At 61.5% G+C, this 18,392-nt stretch carries 20 protein-coding genes; 7 read left to right on the top strand and 13 right to left on the bottom strand.

Annotated features, from left to right (window positions below; all coding sequences use genetic code 11):
• Window positions 1-30 precede the first annotated feature (30 nt).
• Genes CATRI_RS07760 through CATRI_RS07770 form a run of 3 tightly spaced genes read left to right on the top strand, consistent with a single transcriptional unit; the run spans window position 31 to window position 2,564 of the window.
• Window positions 31-906, top strand: coding sequence for a glutamate ABC transporter substrate-binding protein (locus CATRI_RS07760; RefSeq protein WP_290216315.1), 876 nt, complete (start codon window positions 31-33; stop codon window positions 904-906).
• A 33-nt stretch (window positions 907-939) separates the two neighbouring features.
• Window positions 940-1,626, top strand: a complete 687-nt coding sequence (locus CATRI_RS07765) for an amino acid ABC transporter permease (RefSeq protein WP_290216317.1) — start codon at window positions 940-942, stop codon at window positions 1,624-1,626.
• Window positions 1,626-2,564 (top strand): amino acid ABC transporter permease, encoded by a 939-nt coding sequence (locus tag CATRI_RS07770; protein WP_290216319.1) that lies wholly within the window; start codon window positions 1,626-1,628, stop codon window positions 2,562-2,564. The genes CATRI_RS07765 and CATRI_RS07770 overlap by 1 nt, the downstream gene beginning before the upstream one ends.
• 73 nt (window positions 2,565-2,637) lie before the next feature.
• Here CATRI_RS07770 and recX read toward each other — a convergent pair whose 3' ends face one another.
• From recX to CATRI_RS07785, 3 genes are all read right to left on the bottom strand, one after another.
• A complete protein-coding gene (recX, locus tag CATRI_RS07775) occupies window positions 2,638-3,225 on the bottom strand; it encodes a recombination regulator RecX (RefSeq protein WP_290216320.1) in 588 nt (195 codons plus the stop codon).
• Window positions 3,226-3,234: 9 nt separating this feature from the next.
• On the bottom strand, window positions 3,235-4,362 hold the full coding sequence (recA, locus tag CATRI_RS07780; RefSeq protein WP_290216322.1) for a recombinase RecA: 1,128 nt from the start codon (window positions 4,360-4,362) through the stop codon (window positions 3,235-3,237).
• A gap of 237 nt (window positions 4,363-4,599) precedes the next feature.
• On the bottom strand, window positions 4,600-4,815 hold the full coding sequence (locus CATRI_RS07785) for a DUF3046 domain-containing protein (protein WP_290216323.1): 216 nt from the start codon (window positions 4,813-4,815) through the stop codon (window positions 4,600-4,602).
• Window positions 4,816-4,912: 97 nt separating this feature from the next.
• Here CATRI_RS07785 and CATRI_RS07790 point away from each other — a divergent pair, with 97 nt between their 5' ends.
• The 3 genes from CATRI_RS07790 to CATRI_RS07800 are packed head-to-tail and all read left to right on the top strand — an operon-like array spanning window position 4,913 to window position 6,815.
• Window positions 4,913-5,509 (top strand): biotin transporter BioY, encoded by a 597-nt coding sequence (locus CATRI_RS07790; RefSeq protein ID WP_290216325.1) that lies wholly within the window; start codon window positions 4,913-4,915, stop codon window positions 5,507-5,509.
• Window positions 5,509-6,207: an energy-coupling factor ABC transporter ATP-binding protein gene (locus CATRI_RS07795; protein WP_290216326.1), complete on the top strand. Its 699-nt coding sequence runs from the start codon at window positions 5,509-5,511 to the stop codon at window positions 6,205-6,207. The genes CATRI_RS07790 and CATRI_RS07795 overlap by 1 nt, the downstream gene beginning before the upstream one ends.
• Window positions 6,204-6,815, top strand: coding sequence for an energy-coupling factor transporter transmembrane component T family protein (locus CATRI_RS07800; protein WP_290216328.1), 612 nt, complete (start codon window positions 6,204-6,206; stop codon window positions 6,813-6,815). Before CATRI_RS07795 ends, CATRI_RS07800 begins: the two co-directional genes overlap by 4 nt.
• Window positions 6,816-6,983: 168 nt before the next feature.
• Here CATRI_RS07800 and CATRI_RS07805 read toward each other — a convergent pair whose 3' ends face one another.
• From CATRI_RS07805 to pgsA, 4 genes are all read right to left on the bottom strand, one after another.
• Window positions 6,984-7,814: a PspA/IM30 family protein gene (locus CATRI_RS07805; RefSeq protein ID WP_290216330.1), complete on the bottom strand. Its 831-nt coding sequence runs from the start codon at window positions 7,812-7,814 to the stop codon at window positions 6,984-6,986.
• Between the two features lie 120 nt (window positions 7,815-7,934).
• A complete protein-coding gene (locus CATRI_RS07810) occupies window positions 7,935-8,255 on the bottom strand; it encodes a helix-turn-helix domain-containing protein (RefSeq protein WP_290216332.1) in 321 nt (106 codons plus the stop codon).
• Between the two features lie 8 nt (window positions 8,256-8,263).
• Window positions 8,264-8,737 carry a CinA family protein gene (locus tag CATRI_RS07815; protein WP_290216333.1) on the bottom strand — a complete coding sequence of 158 codons (474 nt, stop codon included), beginning with the start codon at window positions 8,735-8,737 and terminating at the stop codon, window positions 8,264-8,266.
• Between the two features lie 5 nt (window positions 8,738-8,742).
• Window positions 8,743-9,309: a CDP-diacylglycerol--glycerol-3-phosphate 3-phosphatidyltransferase gene (gene pgsA / locus CATRI_RS07820; protein ID WP_290216335.1), complete on the bottom strand. Its 567-nt coding sequence runs from the start codon at window positions 9,307-9,309 to the stop codon at window positions 8,743-8,745.
• A gap of 102 nt (window positions 9,310-9,411) precedes the next feature.
• On the opposite strand from pgsA, the gene CATRI_RS07825 reads away from it, so the two are divergent.
• Window positions 9,412-9,702, top strand: coding sequence for a YciI family protein (locus CATRI_RS07825; RefSeq protein WP_290216337.1), 291 nt, complete (start codon window positions 9,412-9,414; stop codon window positions 9,700-9,702).
• Here the strand turns inward: CATRI_RS07825 and CATRI_RS07830 are convergent.
• The 6 genes from CATRI_RS07830 to thyX form a co-directional block, all read right to left on the bottom strand.
• Window positions 9,699-10,811: a TerC family protein gene (locus tag CATRI_RS07830; RefSeq protein ID WP_290216339.1), complete on the bottom strand. Its 1,113-nt coding sequence runs from the start codon at window positions 10,809-10,811 to the stop codon at window positions 9,699-9,701. The two genes, CATRI_RS07825 and CATRI_RS07830, sit on opposite strands and share 4 nt — an antisense overlap.
• 205 nt (window positions 10,812-11,016) lie before the next feature.
• Window positions 11,017-13,791 carry an FtsK/SpoIIIE family DNA translocase gene (locus CATRI_RS07835; protein WP_290216342.1) on the bottom strand — a complete coding sequence of 925 codons (2,775 nt, stop codon included), beginning with the start codon at window positions 13,789-13,791 and terminating at the stop codon, window positions 11,017-11,019.
• Between the two features lie 86 nt (window positions 13,792-13,877).
• Entirely contained in the window at window positions 13,878-14,504 is a 627-nt protein-coding gene (locus CATRI_RS07840; RefSeq protein WP_290216343.1) for a TIGR03085 family metal-binding protein, read from the bottom strand.
• A 48-nt stretch (window positions 14,505-14,552) separates the two neighbouring features.
• A complete protein-coding gene (locus tag CATRI_RS07845) occupies window positions 14,553-16,661 on the bottom strand; it encodes a ribonuclease J (RefSeq protein WP_290216346.1) in 2,109 nt (702 codons plus the stop codon).
• Between the two features lie 2 nt (window positions 16,662-16,663).
• Window positions 16,664-17,572, bottom strand: coding sequence for a 4-hydroxy-tetrahydrodipicolinate synthase (dapA, locus tag CATRI_RS07850; RefSeq protein WP_290216348.1), 909 nt, complete (start codon window positions 17,570-17,572; stop codon window positions 16,664-16,666).
• Between the two features lie 58 nt (window positions 17,573-17,630).
• Window positions 17,631-18,389: an FAD-dependent thymidylate synthase gene (gene thyX / locus CATRI_RS07855; RefSeq protein WP_290216350.1), complete on the bottom strand. Its 759-nt coding sequence runs from the start codon at window positions 18,387-18,389 to the stop codon at window positions 17,631-17,633.
• Window positions 18,390-18,392: the final 3 nt, after the last annotated feature.

The raw sequence follows: 18,392 nt of genomic DNA on the forward strand, positions 1-18,392 counted from the left end.
ACATCTTTACAACAGCAAAGGACCATCACCATGAAGCGAAACATCTTCCGCACCGCAGCAATCGTCTCCACCACCGTTGTCGCTGGCGTCACCCTCGCAGCCTGCGGTTCCTCCTCGGGCGGCGGTGACGGCATGCTCGGCGCCATCGAAGCCGGGGAAGTCACCATCGGCACCAAGTACGACCAGCCTGGCCTGGGCCTGCGTAACCCTGACGGCACCATGACCGGCCTCGACGTCGACGTTTCCCAGTACGTGGTTAACCACATCGCAGAGAAGAACGGCTGGGAGAAGCCGAAGGTCACCTGGCGCGAGACCCCCTCCGCTCAGCGTGAGACCCTCATCCAGAACGGCGAGGTCGACCTCATCGCCGCGACCTACTCCATCAACAAGGGCCGCTCCGAGTCCGTCAACTTCGGCGGTCCTTACCTGGTAACCCATCAGGCTCTTCTCGTCCGCGACGGCGAGACCGAGATCACCAACCTCGAAAGCCTCGACGGCAAGATCCTCTGCTCGGTCACCGGCTCCACCCCTGCTCAGAAGGTCAAAGACGCCCTCCCCGGTGTCCAGCTCCAGGAGTACGACACCTACTCCTCCTGTGTTGAGGCATTGCGTCAGGGCAACATCGACGCCATGACCACCGACGCCACCATCCTCCTGGGCTACTCCGCTCAGGCACCCGGCCAGTTCAAGGTCATCGAGATGGAGAAGGACGGCCAGCCGTTCACCAACGAGTACTACGGCATCGGCCTGGCCAAGGACGACACCGAAGGCACCACCGCCATCAATGAGGCGCTGAAGGAGATGCAGTCCTCCGGAGAGTTCGACAAGCTCGTGAACAAGAACCTCGGCGGCATGGACGCGGTTTCCCCGGGTACTCCGGGCGACCTGTCCTTCCTCAATTCCTAATCCCTACCCGACGTCCCCACTGAGGAGACCCTCATGACCGACCTATGGGCTGATCTTGGCCCACGGCTGTGGCCAGCTTTTTGGATCACCATCAAGCTGACCGTGTACTCCGCCTTCGGATCGATGATCCTGGGCACCATCCTCACAGCCATGAGGGTCTCCCCCGTCGCAATGCTGCGCGGGATGGCGTCCTTCTACATCAATACCGTCCGTAACACCCCGCTGACGCTCATCATCTTGTTCTGTTCCTTCGGCCTCTACCAGAACCTCGGGTTCGCCATGGCCAGCCGCGACTCCTCTACCTTCCTGGTGGACAACAACTTCCGGCTCGCGGTGCTGGGCTTCATCATCTACACCTCAGCGTTCGTGGCCGAGTCACTCCGCTCAGGAATCAACACCGTCCACTTCGGCCAGGCGGAGGCCGCACGTTCCATTGGGTTGACGTTTCCCCAGATCTTTAAAGAGATCATCTTCCCACAGGCTCTCCGCGCCGCAATTGTGCCGTTGGGCAATACGCTGATCGCACTGACGAAGAACACCACCATCGCCTCGGCCATTGGTGTCGCCGAAGCCTCCCTGCTCATGAAGTCCACGATTGAAATTCACGCCAACATGTTGTTTGCCGTGTTCGCAATCTTCGCCCTCGGATTCATCATCCTTACCCTGCCCACCGGCCTCGCACTTGGCCGACTCTCCACCCGACTGGCGGTGAGGAAGTAATGTCCGTACGCGCAACAGTTCTCTACGATGCTCCTGGCCCCCGCGGCCGCCAACTCAACCGGATCATCACTGGCATCACCGCCGTAGTCACCATCGCGATTATCTCGTGGGTCCTGTGGACCTTACAGGCTAATGGACAACTCACAGCCGCGAAGTGGAGCCCGTTCCTGGACTCGCTGACGTGGAAGACGTACCTCTTGCCCGGCCTCTGGGGCACGCTGAAGGCGGCCTTCGCTTCCATCTTGCTCGCTCTAGTTCTGGGAGTTCTGCTAGGTCTTGGTCGCCTCTCCGAGATGGCCTGGCTCCGGTGGATCTGCGCCGTTATCGTAGAGTTTTTCCGAGCCATTCCGGTTCTGCTGCTCATGATCTTCGCCTACCAGCTCTTCGCCATTTACAATCTGGCGCCCCCGCGGGAACTAGCATTTGCCGCTGTCGTCTTCGGCCTGACGATGTACAACGGTTCGGTCATCGCGGAGATCCTGCGATCGGGGATTAGCTCGCTGCCAAAGGGGCAAACCGAGGCAGCACTCACCCTAGGCTTGTCGCACCGCCAGACGATGTGGTTCATTTTGCTCCCGCAGGCAGTCGCGGCCATGCTCCCGGCGCTAATCGCGCAGATGGTCATCGCGCTCAAGGACTCCGCTCTGGGCTACCAGATCGGCTACGTCGAAGTTGTTCGATCCGGCATTCAATCGGCGTCCGCGAACCAGAACTTCCTGGCTTCCCTCGTCGTCGTGGCAATCATCATGATCCTCATCAACTGGGCCCTGACCTCCCTCGCCCAGCGCATCGAGCGACAGCTCCGCGCTGGCCGTGCTCGCCGCAATATCGTGGCCAAGGTTCCCGAGCTCCCCCATCAGGGCCTGGATACCAAGGATAACGTCAACGTGGACTGGCACGATCCCGACTACGTCGAGATCAAGAACCCGGGCCAATAGCCTCAACCCGTGTCCCCTGCGAGTAGGGGTACACGGGTTGTTTCGTTTCAGGGTGCCCCCTGCAGGGCATGGTTTAATCCCGCAGCTCGGTGATTCGTTGCTCCAGTGCCTCCCGCGCGATCCGCAGGCTCATTCCCTGAGCGAAACCCCTCCTCGCCAGCACGCCCACAATCCGGCGCAAAGCCTTGTCGCTCTCGGCTCGGTCTGCTGGAGCGACTTTCAGGCTGCGGGCCTTCTTCTCCGCCAGGGCGCATGCCATAGCAGCTTCGTCGTTCGCCGCGATCTGTTTGAGGGCTGCCCCGCGAGTAGCCGCGTCAACGCCCTTTTCTTTCAGCTCCTGATCGAGGACCCGAGCGGATTTCCCACGACGTGCGTGACGCTGCCGCACCCACTCGAAGGCGAAATCCTCGTCGTTGATGAGACCGACCTCCGCCAGGTCATCCACCACTCTAGCCACGACCTCAGCAGGAAACTCCGCCTGCAACAGGCGCTCGGTGAGCTCATGGCGGGAGCGGGCGCGCTGGTCCAATAATCCCAGGGCCCGCTTGCGGACGGCAGCCTTAGCCACCTCCTCCTCGGGATCAAACAGGCTGGGGCCGTTGCCGGCCGCATACTCATCCAGAGCACGCCGCAGTTGCTGGAGCTTTTCCGCTTGTTCCATCGAAAGCCGCTACTCCGCAGCTGCGGCAGCGTCCTCGTCATCATCGAAGTCGACGTTGGGGACCATATCTACCGGATCATCGCTGAGATCAGATCCGTCAGCCGAGGCCGCCTCGGGGCCGATGCCCAGCTTGGCAAAGATCTTGCGCTCGATCTCATCTGCCAGCTCCGGGGTCTCTTTGAGGAGAAGGCGAGCCTTCTCCTTGCCCTGACCCAGCTGGTCACCCTCATAGGTGAACCAGGAGCCGGATTTCTTCACAATGCCGTTCTCCACGCCCAGGTCGATGATCGAGGACTCACGGGAGATGCCTTCGCCATACATGATGTCGAACTCGGCGATCTTGAAAGGCGGAGACACCTTGTTCTTAACCACCTTGAGACGGGTGCGGTTACCAATCGCATCCTGCCCGTCCTTCAGGGTCTGGATACGACGGACATCGCACCGGACGGAGGAGTAGAACTTAAGGGCCTTGCCGCCGGTCGTGGTCTCGGGAGAGCCGAACATGACGCCGATCTTTTCTCGCAGCTGGTTAATGAAGATGGCAGTGGTGTTGGAGGTGTGCAGCGCACCAGTCATTTTGCGCAGCGCCTGGCTCATCAGACGGGCTTGAAGGCCGACGTGACTGTCACCCATCTCGCCCTCAATCTCAGCCTTGGGAGTCAGGGCAGCCACCGAGTCAATAACGATGATGTCAATAGCGCCGGAACGAACCAGCATGTCCGCAATTTCCAATGCCTGCTCACCGGTGTCCGGCTGGGACACCAGCAGGGCATCGGTGTCTACGCCGAGCTTCTTGGCATAATCCGGATCGAGCGCGTGCTCCGCATCGATGAAAGCGGCAATACCGCCAGCCCGCTGCGCCTGCGCAATGGCGTGCAGCGCGACGGTCGTCTTACCCGAGGACTCCGGGCCGTAGACCTCAACGATACGGCCGCGCGGGAATCCACCGATACCCAAAGCGACATCGATAGCGGTGTTGCCGGAAGAAATGACCGAGATCGGCGGGCGGTTTTCATCGCCCAACCGCATGACGGCACCCTTGCCAAAATCCTTTTCAATCATCGCCAACGCGGAATCGAGCGCCTTTTGACGATCAGCCCCCGGGGCCGCAGCAGAGTTCTTCTTCTTCGGTGCCATGGTGGTCTTTCCTTCTGATTGTTGAGGTGAGTTCGCTAACTGATCTTCGTGCTCAATGAGGTCCACACTCTTGTTAGACTTCCATTTCGCACGTTCGGCTCCCGAGACCCACATTTTTAGCTTTTGTCCTGTGAGGACACGCTAGCTCCGTGCCCGGACATCCCGGAACATCGCCTTCGAACTTACACGCACAACTGTTCGAACACAATGTGCAACACGTCGCTCGGGCCAAAATGGCTAGAAGCCGGGCCGATCTATCCCCAGACGACGCTCTTCGGGAACATCGAACTCCTCACACAACTGGTGCCACACGGCCCGGAGGCCCTCCCCCTCCTCGATGAGCTGTTCGGGCGTTTTGCCGTACACCGCGAGAACGTGGGAGTGGACAATCCATTTGCCCCGGACGCTTCCAAACTCATCCTGAACCAATTGGTAAAACTCCGTCAATCGCATGGCCCCGATAGTACTTACCCCGCCACTACCCCACCAAGCGACCCGAAAATACCCGCATATGGTCGATGAACACTGTTCAGTGCTAAGGTTTGCTTCCATGACATCTTCTGCCACTAGCCGCCCAGCTCGGTCCTCGCGTTCGGGTGTGCAAGACCTCGCATACATCGCAGTATTCGCCGCCCTGCTCGTCGTTTTAGCTTTCGTCGCCATTCCGGTCGGTACTGCTGGCGTCCCGATCGTGCTACAAAATGCCGCTGTGATCCTCGCGGGTCTCGTCCTCGGTGGACGCCGCGGCTTCCTAGCGGTAGCCCTCTTCCTTGGACTCGGTCTCATCGGCTTGCCCGTCCTCGCTGGTGGCCGGACTACGCTCGCTGCCTTGGCCGGCCCGACGGTTGGCTACTTGGTCGGTTACCTAATTTCTGCGGCTGTTGCTGGTTGGATCGCATACCGCGCACCGGCCCGCAAGCGCGGTGCACAGGTTGCCTACTTTGCAGTTGCGGCGCTCGTTGGCCTGTTCCTCCAGTACTTCTTCGGTGTCCTCGGACTCGTTTGGCGCGCTGGTTTGAGCCTCTCCGAGGCTACCGTCGCCCAGGTCCCCTTCCTCCTTCCGGATGCTGGCAAGGTGGCCGTCATGGTCATCATCGCCCTCGGCATTCACGCCGCCTTCCCGGATCTGCTTTCTCGTAAGAAGTAATGCCCACCATCACCTTTAACGACGTCTCCGTCCATTTCGACGGGGACGTCGAGCCCGTTCTCCAGGGCATCAATCTGCACCTTGACGAAGACCGCATCGGCATCATCGGGGCCAACGGCTCCGGCAAGTCGACCCTTGCCCGCCTCATCAACGGCCTCGGCGAGCCAACCGGTGGGCAGGTGCTGGTGGATGACCGGGACGTCGCAAAGCATGGTCGTGACATCCGCCGACAAGTCGGCTTCGTATTCTCCGATGCGGAAAATCAGATCATCATGCCGCAGGTGCGTGACGACGTAGCCTTCTCCCTACGTCGGCTAAAGCTGTCAAGGGAGGAACGAAACAAGCGTGTCGACGCCGCCCTCGACCGCTTCGGCCTCACCCACCTCGCCGACGCCTCCCCCCACACGCTCTCCGGAGGGCAAAAGCAACTCCTCGCCCTGGCAGCCGTGCTGGTCATCGAGCCCGACATCATAATCGCGGACGAGCCCACCACCCTGCTGGACCTACGCAACCGCTCCCGCATCGCGCGCGAATTCTCCCAGCTGGAGCAACAACTCATCGTGGTCACCCACGACCTAGACATCCTCGACGGCTTCGACCGCGTCATCTGCCTCGATGGGGGCAGCATCGTCGCCGACGGCCACCCAGAAGAAGTAACAACCTTCTACCGCACACTCATGGCGGAGCACCCCGCGTGAGAAACATCCCACTCGGTGTCTACGTCCCCGGCCACACCCTCATTCACCGGGTCCCAGCTGGCGCCAAATTCGTCGCTCTTCTCATCTACATCCTAGCCACTACCATCCTGGTGAAAACCTGGCCCCTCGCCCTCGCCTGCGTAGCTGTTGTCGCCATTTTGTACGTGATCGCCCGAATCCCACTTCGCCTAACCATCCAACAAACCGCTCCAGTCCTGCCAGTTCTGCTGGTACTGGGCGCCTTTCAATGGTGGCAGCGTGGCTGGGAGTTCGCCGCCGTCACGGTACTTACCCTGCTTTCTTCAGTGGCCGCGGCGGCTCTGCTCACGCTCACCACCACCATCGCCGAACTCATGAGCGCCATCGAACACGGCCTCGCCCCTTTTGCCCGCTTCGGCCTACCAGTTGAAACTATCTCCCTGGCTGTTTCCCTCACCATTCGGCTCATCCCACTTCAGTTGGCAACCGTCACGGAGGTGCTCGCGGCGCGGAAAGCTCGCGGAGCTGGGTTTTCGATAGCTGCCTTCGGCACGCCGGTCCTGGTGCGTTCCATTCGTCGCGCCCGTTTGCTCGCCGAGGCACTCATCGCACGCGGCGTCGCCGACTGATCGCGACGGGCTGATCCCGACCGGAACGCTCGCAGAACGCCTTCCACCGGGTGAAAACCCAGGTCGCCATCCAGCAGACCCAGTTCAGGTCGCGATCACGAGCAATAGAAAAGCGACCCCACACCACATAAGGCATGGGATCGCTTAAATTCCAACGGAGCGAGGTAACTACTCCCCGCGCAGTTCCTTCATCCGCTGAGCGACAGCATCGTTAGAAACATTCGCGGAAGGCTGAGCGCCACCCTCGATTGCCTTGTCGGCACCAGAGGAGAGCTGGTTACCGCCCTGCATTTCGGCGCGGATCTGCTCGAGGCGGGAGTGGCCAGCCATCTGAATGCCGGCCTGCTGAACCTCAGCCATGCGGCCTTCAACCGAGTTCTGGGCGAGCTCAGCCTGGCCGAGGGCGTTGGCGTAGCGGCGCTCGATCTTCTCGCGGACCTGGTCAAGGTTCGGGGTGGAACCATTGGTGATGGCGTTCATGGACTGCAGGGACTCAGAGACCTTCTCCTGCATCTTCGCCTGCTCCAACTGGGAGAGCAGCTTGGTGCGCTCGGAGACCTTTTGCTGCAGGGCCATGGCGTTGCGTTCGACGGCCTGCTTGGCTTGGTCGGCCTGCTGGAGGGACTGGTCGTGGAGTTGCTTGGTGTCTTCGACGGACTGCTCGGCGGTGACAAGCTGTGCAGCGAAGGCCTCGGCGGCGTTTTCGTACTCCACGGCCTTTTTGTCATCGCCTTCGTTGCGGGCCTTGTCGGCCAGCTGGAGCGCTTGGCGGGTGTTGGCCTGGAGCTTCTCGATCTCACCGAGGCGGCGGTTCAGCTGCATTTCGAGCTGGCGTTGGTTGCCGATGACGGCGGCAGCCTGCTGGGAGAGTTCCTGGTGCTGACGCTGGGCGTCCTCGATGGCCTGCTGAATCTGCACCTTCGGGTCCGCGTTCTCCTCGATCTTGGAGTCGAACAGCGCCATGAGGTACTTCCATGCCTTGACGAAGGGGTTAGCCATGTCGGATGTGAGCCTTCCTAGATGAATACAGTAGAAGCGAGGAACGCATCGTCCTCATCGCCACCATGGTAGCGGAGGAGTCTCGCTGCTGTGTAGGTAGAGGGGTGGGTTTTTGCACGTTTAGAGGTGCTCCGTCGCGAGCTTCTCCGCTACCGACTGCATGGCCATCGAGCCAGCGGCCTCAATGAGGACATCGGCAACTGAGGTGCCAAGTGCGTAACAGACAGAAGCGAGCAGCTCGGAGGATACTTCCTTGCGGCCGCGTTCGAGTTCGGACAGGTAGCCGGGCGAGACGCGTGCTTGTTCGGCTAGCTCTCGCAGCGTGATGCCCTGGTCGGCGCGGAAGGCGCGGAGGGCACCACCGAGCGCCTCACGTAGCAGCAGCTCGGGAGTGCGGCGGGACGTGGTGATCGGGGATTCAAGGACAGCGGTGGTAACCATTACTCCCTTTAACGTCGGCCCTGATTGTTTTGTTCCCGCACTCGTTGCAGCGCCCCGGTTAGCGCTTCGGCGACGGCTTCCTCCCGGATCTCGCGGCGTGATCCGGTCAGGTGCAGCACCTGCGTATCGACGCCGCCGGGTCCGGCGAAGCCGAGCCACACCTCGCCCACGGGGTGGCCGTCTTGGCCCTCCGGGCCGGCGACTCCAGTCAGTGATACTGCCCAGTCGGAGCCGCAGGCCTGGCGGCAGCCCGCCGCCATGGCGGCGGCGGTGGGGGCCGAGACGGGTCCGTGGGCGTCGAGAAGCTCTTGGGGGACGTGTGCAAGCTTGTGCTTGAGCTCGGTGGCGTAGGTGACCAGTCCTCCGCGGAGGACGGTGGAGGCACCGGGGACGTCGGCCAGCGTGGCGGAGGCGAGGCCCGCAGTGAGGGACTCACAGAAGGAGATGGTCTGACGCCGGGTACGGAGGGCGTCGATAAGCATCTGGATCATTGCTTTTGCCGGGAGTCCAGCAGGTATTGCACGCCGGTGACCACTGTGACGGCCACGGCAGCGAGCATGACGATGAACACGGGGATGCCCATCCAGGTGGGGAACGGAATGAGGCAAAGGGCGACGGCGAGGGTCTGCAGGACGGTCTTGATTTTGCCGCCCTTGCTGGCCGGGACGACGAGGCCGCGGCGAAGCATGAACAGTCGCCAGAAAGTGATGCCGAACTCACGGATCACGATGAGAACCGTAACCCAGATCGGCAACGCGCCGGTGAGGTTGAGGCACACCAAGGCCGTCGTCATGAGCGCCTTATCCGCGATCGGATCCGCGATTTTGCCGAAGTCGGTGATCAGTCCGCGACTGCGAGCAATGTCTCCGTCGAGTTTGTCGGTGTACATCAGCAGGGCAAATACCGCGAAAGACCACCACATCCAGGAGACGTGCTGATTGTCACCCTTAAGGACGAGCCATGCAAACACCGGGATGAACAAGATGCGCAGGCTGGTCAAGACGTTCGGCAGGTTAAAGTTGCTCGGCTTGCCGTCCGCTGTCGACCGTGTCATTGCTCCACTCACCTCACACACCCTACCTTTCCTTCGGTTCGAGACGATGTTGAGCCGGATGAGGGTTAGCTGTCAATGCCAACCGGGCTAGAATCGATTGTCATGAACCACTTTGCTGTCCACTACCTTTATGCCGCCGATTCGGAAGACATTGTGCGGGTTCGCCCCGAGCATCGCCAGTTCCTGGGGGAGCTGCGAGACAAGGGCCAGCTCGTCGGCTCCGGACCCTACGTGGACGGGCTCGGGGGCGCTTTGATTATCATTCGCCTGCCCGAGCCCGCGACCATCACTGATGCTGAAGAGCTGATGGATCAGGATCCCTTCACCCGGCAGCACTGCCTCGCAGGCCGCACCATCCGGGAGTGGAATCCGGTCATCAACGTCTTTTCTTAAGCGCGTTCCGGGCGATCGGCTGGGGCGGAAGCCCCGGAAGACTCAGCCGACTGCGCGGCGGTGCCCTCCATCTCCTCCTCGGTGAGTTCGTGGTCCCACTCAGGGGCACGGACACGGGTGTCGATCACACCTTGGGACTTGTCGTAGTGGTTGCGCCACAGCGAGAGCACCACCGTGACCACCAGTATGCCGATGATGACAAGTAGCGAGAGCTCGGTCGGTATCTCCGGCACGGAGACGTTCTCACCGCCGTTGACAAACGGCAGGTTGTTTTCATGCAGCGCGTGGAGCATGAGCTTGACGCCAATGAAGGCGAGGATAAGACCCAGGCCGTAGGGCAGGTAGACCAGGCGGTCGAGCAGGCCGTCGAGCAGGAAGTACATCTGGCGCAGGCCCATGAGGGAGAAGGCGTTGGTGGTGAAAACCAGGTACGCCTCGGTGGTGATGCCGTAGATCGCCGGGATGGAGTCGAAGGCAAACATGATGTCGACCATGCCGATGGCGACGAGCGCGACGAACAACGGGGTCAGGGCACGCTTGCCCTTGAAGCGAGTGATCAAGGAATCACCGTGATAACCCGGAGTGACGGGAACGACCTTGCGTAGGAGCTTGATCACGCGCATGTCGTTGGGGTCAGTTTCCGGGGTGTCGTTTGCTTCGTCCCAGATGAGCTTGATGGCCGTCCACAACAGGAAGATGGCGAAGAGGTAGAACACATCCGACCAGGCGGCGATGACGGCCGCGCCAAGCAGGATGAACGCCAGCCGGAAAAGCAGCGCCAGCGCGATGCCGATGAGCAGCACCTTCTGCTGGTACTTTCGCGGAATCTTGAAGGCACCCATGATGAGGGCGAAAACGAAGAGATTGTCGACGCTCAGCGCCTTCTCCGTCACGTAGCCGGTGAAATACTCCACCCCGTGCTGGTGGTCCCACATGAAGTAGACGAAGACGCCGAACAGCAACGCCAGGCCTACGTAGAACGCCGACCACAGGGCCGACTCCTTGAGCGTCGGCTCATGCGGGGTCTTAACGTGGGAATAGAAATCGAAGATGAAGAATCCAGCGATGACCACGATGGTGGCCACCCAGATCCACAAGGGAACAGTCAAAGTACTAGTCCTCCGGTCGAAGTGTGCAAACGCTGACCGGAGGTCTCCCCCACCCTGCGGTGGAACGAAGGCCGACACGACCGGGAACCCTCAAGGATCCGTGTTGACGATCGGTGTCGCTTACGGGGTACTCCCCTCCATGACGTAGAGCCACTATACACAGTCAGTCAAGTGGCGTCTGCACGGCGGGCCTAGAACACTGGGCCTAGAACACACCGCCCGGCGGGTTGGCCGGGATGACCCTGGTTTCGTTGTCCTCGCCCTCCCAGCCTTCTTCCTTTGGGGCCTCAGCGGGATCAGCGCCCTTGATCATCCAAATGATGGTGTCGAGCTCCTCCGGTTTGACCAACACGTCGCGGGCTTTGGATCCCTCAGAGGGGCCGACCACTCCGCGGGTTTCCATGAGGTCCATGAGCCGGCCGGCCTTGGCAAACCCAATGCGCAGCTTGCGCTGAAGCATCGAGGTGGACCCGAGTTGGGAGGTAACCACCAGCTCGACGGCCTCAAGGAGGTCATCCATATCTTTGCCGATGTCCTCGTCGATTTCCTTCTTCGCGTCGGAAGTCTTGTCCTCGGTGACGCCTTCGGTGTAGTTCGGCATCGCCTGGCCCTTAGCTGCTTCTACGACAGCCTGGACCTCTTCGTCGGTGACGAAGGCACCCTGGAGGCGCTGCGGCTTACCGGCGCCCTGCGGGATGAAAAGAGCATCGCCCATACCGATGAGTTTCTCGGCGCCAGCCTGGTCGAGGATAACGCGCGAGTCAGTGAGCGAGGAGGTGGCGAACGCGAGACGTGAGGGCACGTTGGTCTTGATCAAGCCGGTGACCACGTCCACGGAGGGTCGCTGGGTGGCCAGCACGAGGTGAATGCCTGCCGCACGCGCCTTCTGCGTGATGCGGACAATGGAATCCTCAACTTCCTTTGGCGCGGTCATCATGAGGTCGGCGAGCTCGTCGACGACACAAACGATGAACGGGTAAGGACGGTACTCGCGCTGTGATCCGAGGGGAGCCTGAACCTCGCCGGACTTGACCTTGCGGTTGTAGTCCTTGATGTGGCGCACGCGCGCGGACTTCATGTCCATGTAGCGCTGTTCCATCTCCTCCACCAGCCATTGCAGCGCAGCCGACGCCTTCTTCGGCTGAGTGATGATCGGGGTGATCAGGTGGGGAATCCCCTCATAGGGAGTTAGCTCGACCATCTTCGGGTCGACGAGAATCAGGCGGACTTCGTCCGGGGTCGCGCGCGTTAGCAGCGACACCAGCATCGAGTTGACGAAGGCCGATTTACCCGAACCTGTCGAGCCGGCCACGAGGAGGTGCGGCATCTTCTGCAGGCTGTGCGAGACGAACTCGCCCTCAATATCCTTGCCCAGCCCGATGAGCATGGAATCATGGTTTCCGCGGGTCGCCGGCGCATTAAGCACGTCAGCCAGGCGAACCATCTCTCGGTCGAGGTTGGGCACCTCAATACCGACGGCAGACTTGCCCGGGATCGGGGTGAGCAGGCGAACGTTGTCCGTCGCCACGGCGTAGGCGAGGTTCGATTGCAGGTTGGTAATCTTCGAAACCTTGACGCCCGGACCGAGCTCCACTTCGTAGCGAGTCACTGTCGGTCCGCGCGAGAAGCCGGTCACGGTCGCATCAATCTTGAACTCACTGAAGACATCGGTGATGGCTTCGATGATCCGGTCATTCGTCTCGGTGCGCGTCTTCGGTGGAGCTCCCGCCACTAGCAGGTCGGTGCTCGGCAACTGGTAGTCCGACTCACTCTCCGGCTGGCGAGCTTCCGGTATCGGCAGATCTTTCTCCAGCTCTGATTTCGGCGTGCTTGCCGGAATAGCGGTGGCATCGATGCCTGAACGCGCCACGATGGCCTGGCGAATCGCCTCGCGGGAGTTGTCCACCGCATCGGGCGTCGCTACCGGAGTGTTAAACAGCGTGTGCTGCGTATCCAGCTCGAACTCGCCCTCATTGTCAGGTTCTTCGACCGGATATGCCTCCATCGGCGTCTTTGGCTTCCTGCTTATCGACGCCCGCGGCACTCGCGGTGCCCGCTCCCGTCCCTCTGCGAGGTCCTCAATGTCGTCCGAGGCATGCCCGTAGAGGTCATCATCGTAATCTTCGTCGACGTATTCATCGTCCGTTCGCCGCCCACGGGCGCCGAACATCTCCCGCACGTAATCCACAGCCTGGCGAGTCGTAATTCCCGTGACCTTGAGCGCACCATAGACGATGACGAGGATGAGCAGCGGGATAGCCACGTACTCGCTAAAGCCCGCGGCCAATAACCCGCCCGTCCACGCCCCGATAGCGCCTCCGGCGAGAAGGCGCTCAGACCACTGCGTTGGGTTTCCGGCTAGCAGGTGGACCAGACCGAGCATGGAAACCGCAATGAGCCCGGTGCCCAGGGCAATCCGGGAACCGGCCACTGTCAGCTGGCGCAAGTCCAGCATGAGGAAGATAGCGAGCCCCACCAATGCGACCGGCATGATGAGGGCACCCGCGCCGATAGCCAAATGCGCTGCGGTTGAAATGGCCGCGCCGACGGGTCCGGCGATGTCCAACCACACCGAGGCGCCCAGCACTGCCGCTAAACCGATGAGAATGAGGGCGAGGCCGTCGTGATCGCGGGGCTCCCGTGGCTCGTGCGAGTCCTGGGGCTCCGGGCTCAGTTCCTGCTGGATGGGAGCGAGTGAATCATCATAGAGATCCTCGTTGCGCCGCGAGCGGGCAGCACCGCGGGTCAAGCTGCCCATACCCCGGGCCGTTGCCCCGAAGATCGCGCCAATGCCGTTGCCGACAGCCCGAACCGCGCTACCGGTCCTCTCTTCGGAGGTCTCGGCGGCGCGGAAAGCGGAGGTGGCTGGTTGGGCGCTTTGCCGTGACCGCGTGGTGCTAGCGGATGGGCGAGCGCGATCAGCCGAGCGGCCCGAGGGCGAGCGCTTGGTGGAACGGGATGCCGAGCTTCGAACAGACATGGCCCCCACTCTAGTTGGTCAAGCCACACTATTCACATCAGCCACACCGGAAACTAGCACTCTTCCCGACAGGATTTTCGTCAAGCCTAGACGCCTGACTTGCGGACATCGCCCGCATTTCCTTCCACGTCCACGTCCGCCGCATCGCGCCCGAACACCCAAAGAAGCAACTCACCAACGTCACCACTGACCCTCACTACGGCTTCGCCATTCTCCGCCACCCCACGCTTGTCAGCGCAGACGATGCGCTCCCGCCCCGCCGGCGCCAAAATAACCGGAACCTCAGAGTTCTTCAGCAACCGGGGAGCCATCATCTTCAGCGAACCATAGAGCTCGTCGTTGACGGCCTCGCTGAAATCACGCTTCTCATACGTGCCACCACCGCGCCGCACATCCTCATGATGGATAAAGTGCTCGGTGGTATTCATCAGCCGATCGGCGTAGCGAGCCGGGCTGAGTCGCCCCGGTCCCGCAGCCCACTCGCCCACGATGTCCTCGTAGGGACGTTGCTCCACGGCGGCCGTGGTCTTGTCCAGCTGCCCCTTGAACAGTGGAACGAACATCCCGGCCGCAGCCAACGGACGGTGTTCCCGGATGAGCAAGTGGGTGGCTAAATCCTTCGTCGTCCACCCCTCACACAACGTCGGAGCGTCAGGACCGACCTCGAGGAACAAGTCGGCGAGGTTACGGCGTTCGGTGGCAGAAAAAGTCATGCACCCCAGCATAGTGCTGGGGTGCATGGTTGAGACGGTTCTCCGTGGCTACAGCGACGGACGGGCGGAGGCGTGCACCTCGTCGTCGTCAATGTGATCATCGATGTCGGAGGACATCGGCACGACCGTCGGCAGGATCATCGGGGCGCGACGCCACTTCTGCTCCACGAAACGGGAGACCTTGCGGCGCAGCTGCTGGACCATACGGTACGGATCGTTCTCACCCTCGGCAGCGAGGTCATTCATCGTGTTCTCCACGAGTTCCTTGACCTCCGGGGTGATACCGCGATCGTCCTCAGAGAAGCCCTTGGTTTCCACCTGCGGGGACTCCATCAGGCGACCGGTGCGGTTATCGATCACGGCGGTGATGTTGATCAGGCCACCAGAGCCGAGGCTCGTGCGATCAGCCAATACGTCCTCATCGACCTCGCCCATGGTGGTGCCATCGACGTAGAGGTTACCAACGGACATCTGGCCGACCACGCGTGCCCGACCATCAACCAAGTCAACGACAACGCCGTTCTGCGCGAGAACCACGTTCTCACGATCCACGCCGGTGGAGATGGCTAGTTCCTTGTTAGCGCGCAGGTGGCGCCACTCGCCGTGGACCGGCATGGCGTTCTTCGGACGCGCAGCGTTGTACAGGAAGAGTAGCTCGCCGGAGTAGCCGTGGCCCGAGGTGTGGACCTTGGCATCCTTACCCGTGACCACGGTCGCGCCGATCTGCGCGAGCATGTTGAGGACGCCGAAAACAGCTTCCTCATTACCGGGAACGAGCGAGGAGGACAGGATAATCAGGTCGCCGTCGCGGACGGTGATCTGGCGGTGCTCACGACGGGCCATGCGCGACAGCGCAGCCATCGGCTCGCCCTGCGTACCCGTGGTGATGAGCATGACCTTGTGCGGCGCCATCTTCGCGGCATCGTCCATGGAGACGATAGTGCCGCGTGGGGCCTTGAGGTAGCCCATCTTCTCGGCGATCTCCATGTTGCGGATCATCGAGCGACCGTTGAAGGCAACCTTGCGGCCAGCGGCGACGGCGGCGTCGACAGCCGCCTGGACACGGTAGACGTTCGAAGCAAACGATGCCAGGATCACGCGCTGCTTGGCTTCGACAACGAGGCGCTTGATCGTGGGCGCCACCTCAGCCTCCGAGCCCGAGACACCCGGCGTGGTGGCGTTGGTCGAGTCGCAGAGCATGAGGTCCACGCCCTCATCACCGAAGCGAGATAGTGCCGGCAGATCGGTCGGTCGACCATCCGTCGGGGTCTGATCGAGCTTGATGTCGCCGGTGTGAATGACCAGGCCGGCGCCGGTCTTGATTGCCAAGCCCAAGCAGTCCGGGATGGAGTGGTTGACGGCCCAGAAACGAATGTTAAACGGTCCGCGGTTCTCGTTGGACTGCTCGTTAACCTCGATCAGCTTCGGACGCTGACGGTGCTCCTTACACTTGGCGGCGATGAGAGCCGCTGTGAAGCGGGAAGCCAGAATCGGCATATCCGGACGCAGCTTAAGCAGCCACGGGATAGCACCGATGTGGTCCTCATGGCCGTGGGTGATCACGAGCGCATCGACGCGGTCAAGGTGCTTTTCGATCGGGCCGAAATCCGGCAGGATCAGGTCCACACCGGGCTCACCGGAGGACGGGAAGAGCACACCACAGTCCACAATGAGCAGACGGTTGTTGTACTCGAAGACGGTCATGTTGCGGCCGATCTCGGAAATACCACCGAGGGCATAGATACGCAGGCCGTTCTTCGGAGCCTTCGGCGGCTCCGGAAGGCGCTTGGTCAGGTCTGCACCCTGCATGGACTTGACGACATTACGACGTCCCCGTCCACCCTGGTTGCTCCCGCCCTGATTCGCCTGGCCACCATTTCCGTTATTGCCACCGCGAGAACGCCCGCCGCGGCCATTGCGCTTGTTCGCACTGCGGGAACGATTGCCACCCCGATTGGTGTCACCGTTGTCCGTCGCTGCCGAGTTTCCTGCGTTTCCTGCGGATTCGGTAGCGGCAGCGGTGCTGCCCTTCGTTTCCGAGGTCGGCGCCTGAAAGACCGGTGAAGCAGCGGAATTGTCGTTCTGTTGTCCGCTCGTGGCCTCCGGCGGGCCCGCCTTGCGGGTGACCTTCCGGGAACGATTACGGGATTCAGTCATATTTAAAGGACTCCAGCCTTCATCATGTCGCGGCGGAGTTCCTCGACTTCCTTGTCATCGAGACCGACGACCGGAAGACGGGGATCCCCCACCTCAAAGCCCTGCAGACGCAGAGCAGCTTTTGCCATGCTGGCGCCACCCAGGCGAACCTGAGCAGCGATCAGCGGGGCGATAACAGTGGCGTTGATTTCCCGCGCGCGGGCGAGGTCGCCTTCCTCGAAACTTGTGTGCAGCTCACGCAGATGCGACGGGCACGCATGTCCCACCACGGAGATGAACCCGGTGGCGCCAATAGACAGCCACGGGATGTTCAACGGGTCGTCTCCCGAGTAGTACGCTAGGCCGGTCTCTCGGATGAGCACTGCCGATTCGGCCAGATTCCCCTTGGCGTCTTTCACCCCGAGCACATTCGGGATCTCCGCCAGGCGGCGAATAGTATCCGGAGCGATCGGAATAGAAGAACGAGGAGGAATGTCGTAGAGGCACACCGGAAGATCGGTGGCCGCGGCGACGGCCTGAAAGTGCTGGAAGAGGCCCTCTTGGCTCGGCTTTGAGTAATACGGGGTGACCACGAGGAGCGCATCCGCGCCTGCCTCAGCGGAAGCCCGCGCCAGCTCGATCGAAGCGGCGGTGTTGTTGGTACCGGCCCCGGCGATGAGCTTCGCTCGGTCGCCCACCTCCTCCTTCACTGCTTTGAGTAGGTTCAACTTTTCCGCGACCGTTGTCGTCGGAGACTCCCCAGTGGTTCCCGCAAGAACCAACGAATCCACACCGTTGTCGACCAGGTGCGCGGCGAGGCGTCGTCCAGCGTCAATATCTAAAGCGCCGTCCTGGTCAAAGGGGGTGACCATGGCGACGCTGACGGTTCCGAAGTTCTCGACTCCGGTCTTCGCTGTCAAACCTGTACTCATGGGAGTCAAGGGTACCTGCTTAAGCCCCGATCTGGCGCATCGACTCTACGGGAATTGGCTAGAGTTCCGTGGCGTAGGGGCTAACGGCCATCTCTGATCCGTCCGCCAGGGTAGAAATTTGGAAATCTGAGAACAGCACCGGCGACTGCGTCTGCAACATCCGCAGGCAGGCAACGGCCAGCGCGCGGATCTCGACGTCCGCGTGCTCAGTGGCGCGCGCCCCAATGAAGTGACGCCACGTCCGAAAGTTGCCCGTGACAACGATCCGCGACTCGGTAGCATTCGGCAGCACCGCCCGGGCAGCTTGCCGGGCCTGCTTTTTCCGCAGCAAAGCGTTGGGCTCGTCCTCCAACTTGTCTTCGAGGGCGTCGAGAAGCTCTTGATAGACAAACCGTGACTCGTCGACCGCATTGAGCACCAACTGACGCAGCTGCGGGTCCTCCGCTACCAGCGGAGGAAGGACGACCTCCGCCTCTTCGGTGTGCACGAAACGTTGGGAAAGCTGAGAAAAGCTGAAATGACGGTGCCGAACAAGCTCATGCGAAGCGGAACGGGAAAGACCCCGAATATAAAGAGTCGCCGATGCGTGCTCCAGCAATGCCCAGTGCCCCACTTCCATGATGTGGCGCAAGTAGGCGTCATTCGCAGCAGTGCGGGGGTTGGGCTTATTGAACGACTCGTAACAAGCCCGCCCCGCGAACTCGACGAGTGCCTCCGTGTCGGTGGTTTCGGCATCTGCCACCCACTCCACCCCGGCAGGCTGAAAGAACGAAGTAGCGGCAATCAGCTGGACATCCAGCTCCACTGGTTTAGCCACGAC

It is taken from the genome of Corynebacterium atrinae (genome assembly GCF_030408455.1).
In the GTDB taxonomy this organism is placed as follows: Bacteria; Actinomycetota; Actinomycetes; order Mycobacteriales; family Mycobacteriaceae; genus Corynebacterium; species Corynebacterium atrinae.

Excerpts from the sequence above, each read along its gene's own strand:
- CATRI_RS07795 (WP_290216326.1), top strand. The coding sequence starts at position 5,509 with ATGCCCACCATCACCTTTAACGACGTCTCCGTCCATTTCGACGGGGAC.
- CATRI_RS07760 (WP_290216315.1), top strand. The coding sequence starts at position 31 with ATGAAGCGAAACATCTTCCGCACCGCAGCAATCGTCTCCACCACCGTT.
- pgsA (WP_290216335.1), bottom strand. The coding sequence starts at position 9,309 with ATGACACGGTCGACAGCGGACGGCAAGCCGAGCAACTTTAACCTGCCG.
- CATRI_RS07815 (WP_290216333.1), bottom strand. The coding sequence starts at position 8,737 with ATGCTTATCGACGCCCTCCGTACCCGGCGTCAGACCATCTCCTTCTGT.
- CATRI_RS07840 (WP_290216343.1), bottom strand. The coding sequence starts at position 14,504 with ATGACTTTTTCTGCCACCGAACGCCGTAACCTCGCCGACTTGTTCCTC.
- CATRI_RS07770 (WP_290216319.1), top strand. The coding sequence starts at position 1,626 with ATGTCCGTACGCGCAACAGTTCTCTACGATGCTCCTGGCCCCCGCGGC.
- CATRI_RS07805 (WP_290216330.1), bottom strand. The coding sequence starts at position 7,814 with ATGGCTAACCCCTTCGTCAAGGCATGGAAGTACCTCATGGCGCTGTTC.
- CATRI_RS07790 (WP_290216325.1), top strand. The coding sequence starts at position 4,913 with ATGACATCTTCTGCCACTAGCCGCCCAGCTCGGTCCTCGCGTTCGGGT.
- CATRI_RS07765 (WP_290216317.1), top strand. The coding sequence starts at position 940 with ATGACCGACCTATGGGCTGATCTTGGCCCACGGCTGTGGCCAGCTTTT.
- CATRI_RS07825 (WP_290216337.1), top strand. The coding sequence starts at position 9,412 with ATGAACCACTTTGCTGTCCACTACCTTTATGCCGCCGATTCGGAAGAC.
- recA (WP_290216322.1), bottom strand. The coding sequence starts at position 4,362 with ATGGCACCGAAGAAGAAGAACTCTGCTGCGGCCCCGGGGGCTGATCGT.
- CATRI_RS07810 (WP_290216332.1), bottom strand. The coding sequence starts at position 8,255 with ATGGTTACCACCGCTGTCCTTGAATCCCCGATCACCACGTCCCGCCGC.
- recX (WP_290216320.1), bottom strand. The coding sequence starts at position 3,225 with ATGGAACAAGCGGAAAAGCTCCAGCAACTGCGGCGTGCTCTGGATGAG.
- CATRI_RS07785 (WP_290216323.1), bottom strand. The coding sequence starts at position 4,815 with ATGCGATTGACGGAGTTTTACCAATTGGTTCAGGATGAGTTTGGAAGC.
- dapA (WP_290216348.1), bottom strand. The coding sequence starts at position 17,572 with ATGAGTACAGGTTTGACAGCGAAGACCGGAGTCGAGAACTTCGGAACC.
- CATRI_RS07845 (WP_290216346.1), bottom strand. The coding sequence starts at position 16,661 with ATGACTGAATCCCGTAATCGTTCCCGGAAGGTCACCCGCAAGGCGGGC.
- CATRI_RS07835 (WP_290216342.1), bottom strand. The coding sequence starts at position 13,791 with ATGTCTGTTCGAAGCTCGGCATCCCGTTCCACCAAGCGCTCGCCCTCG.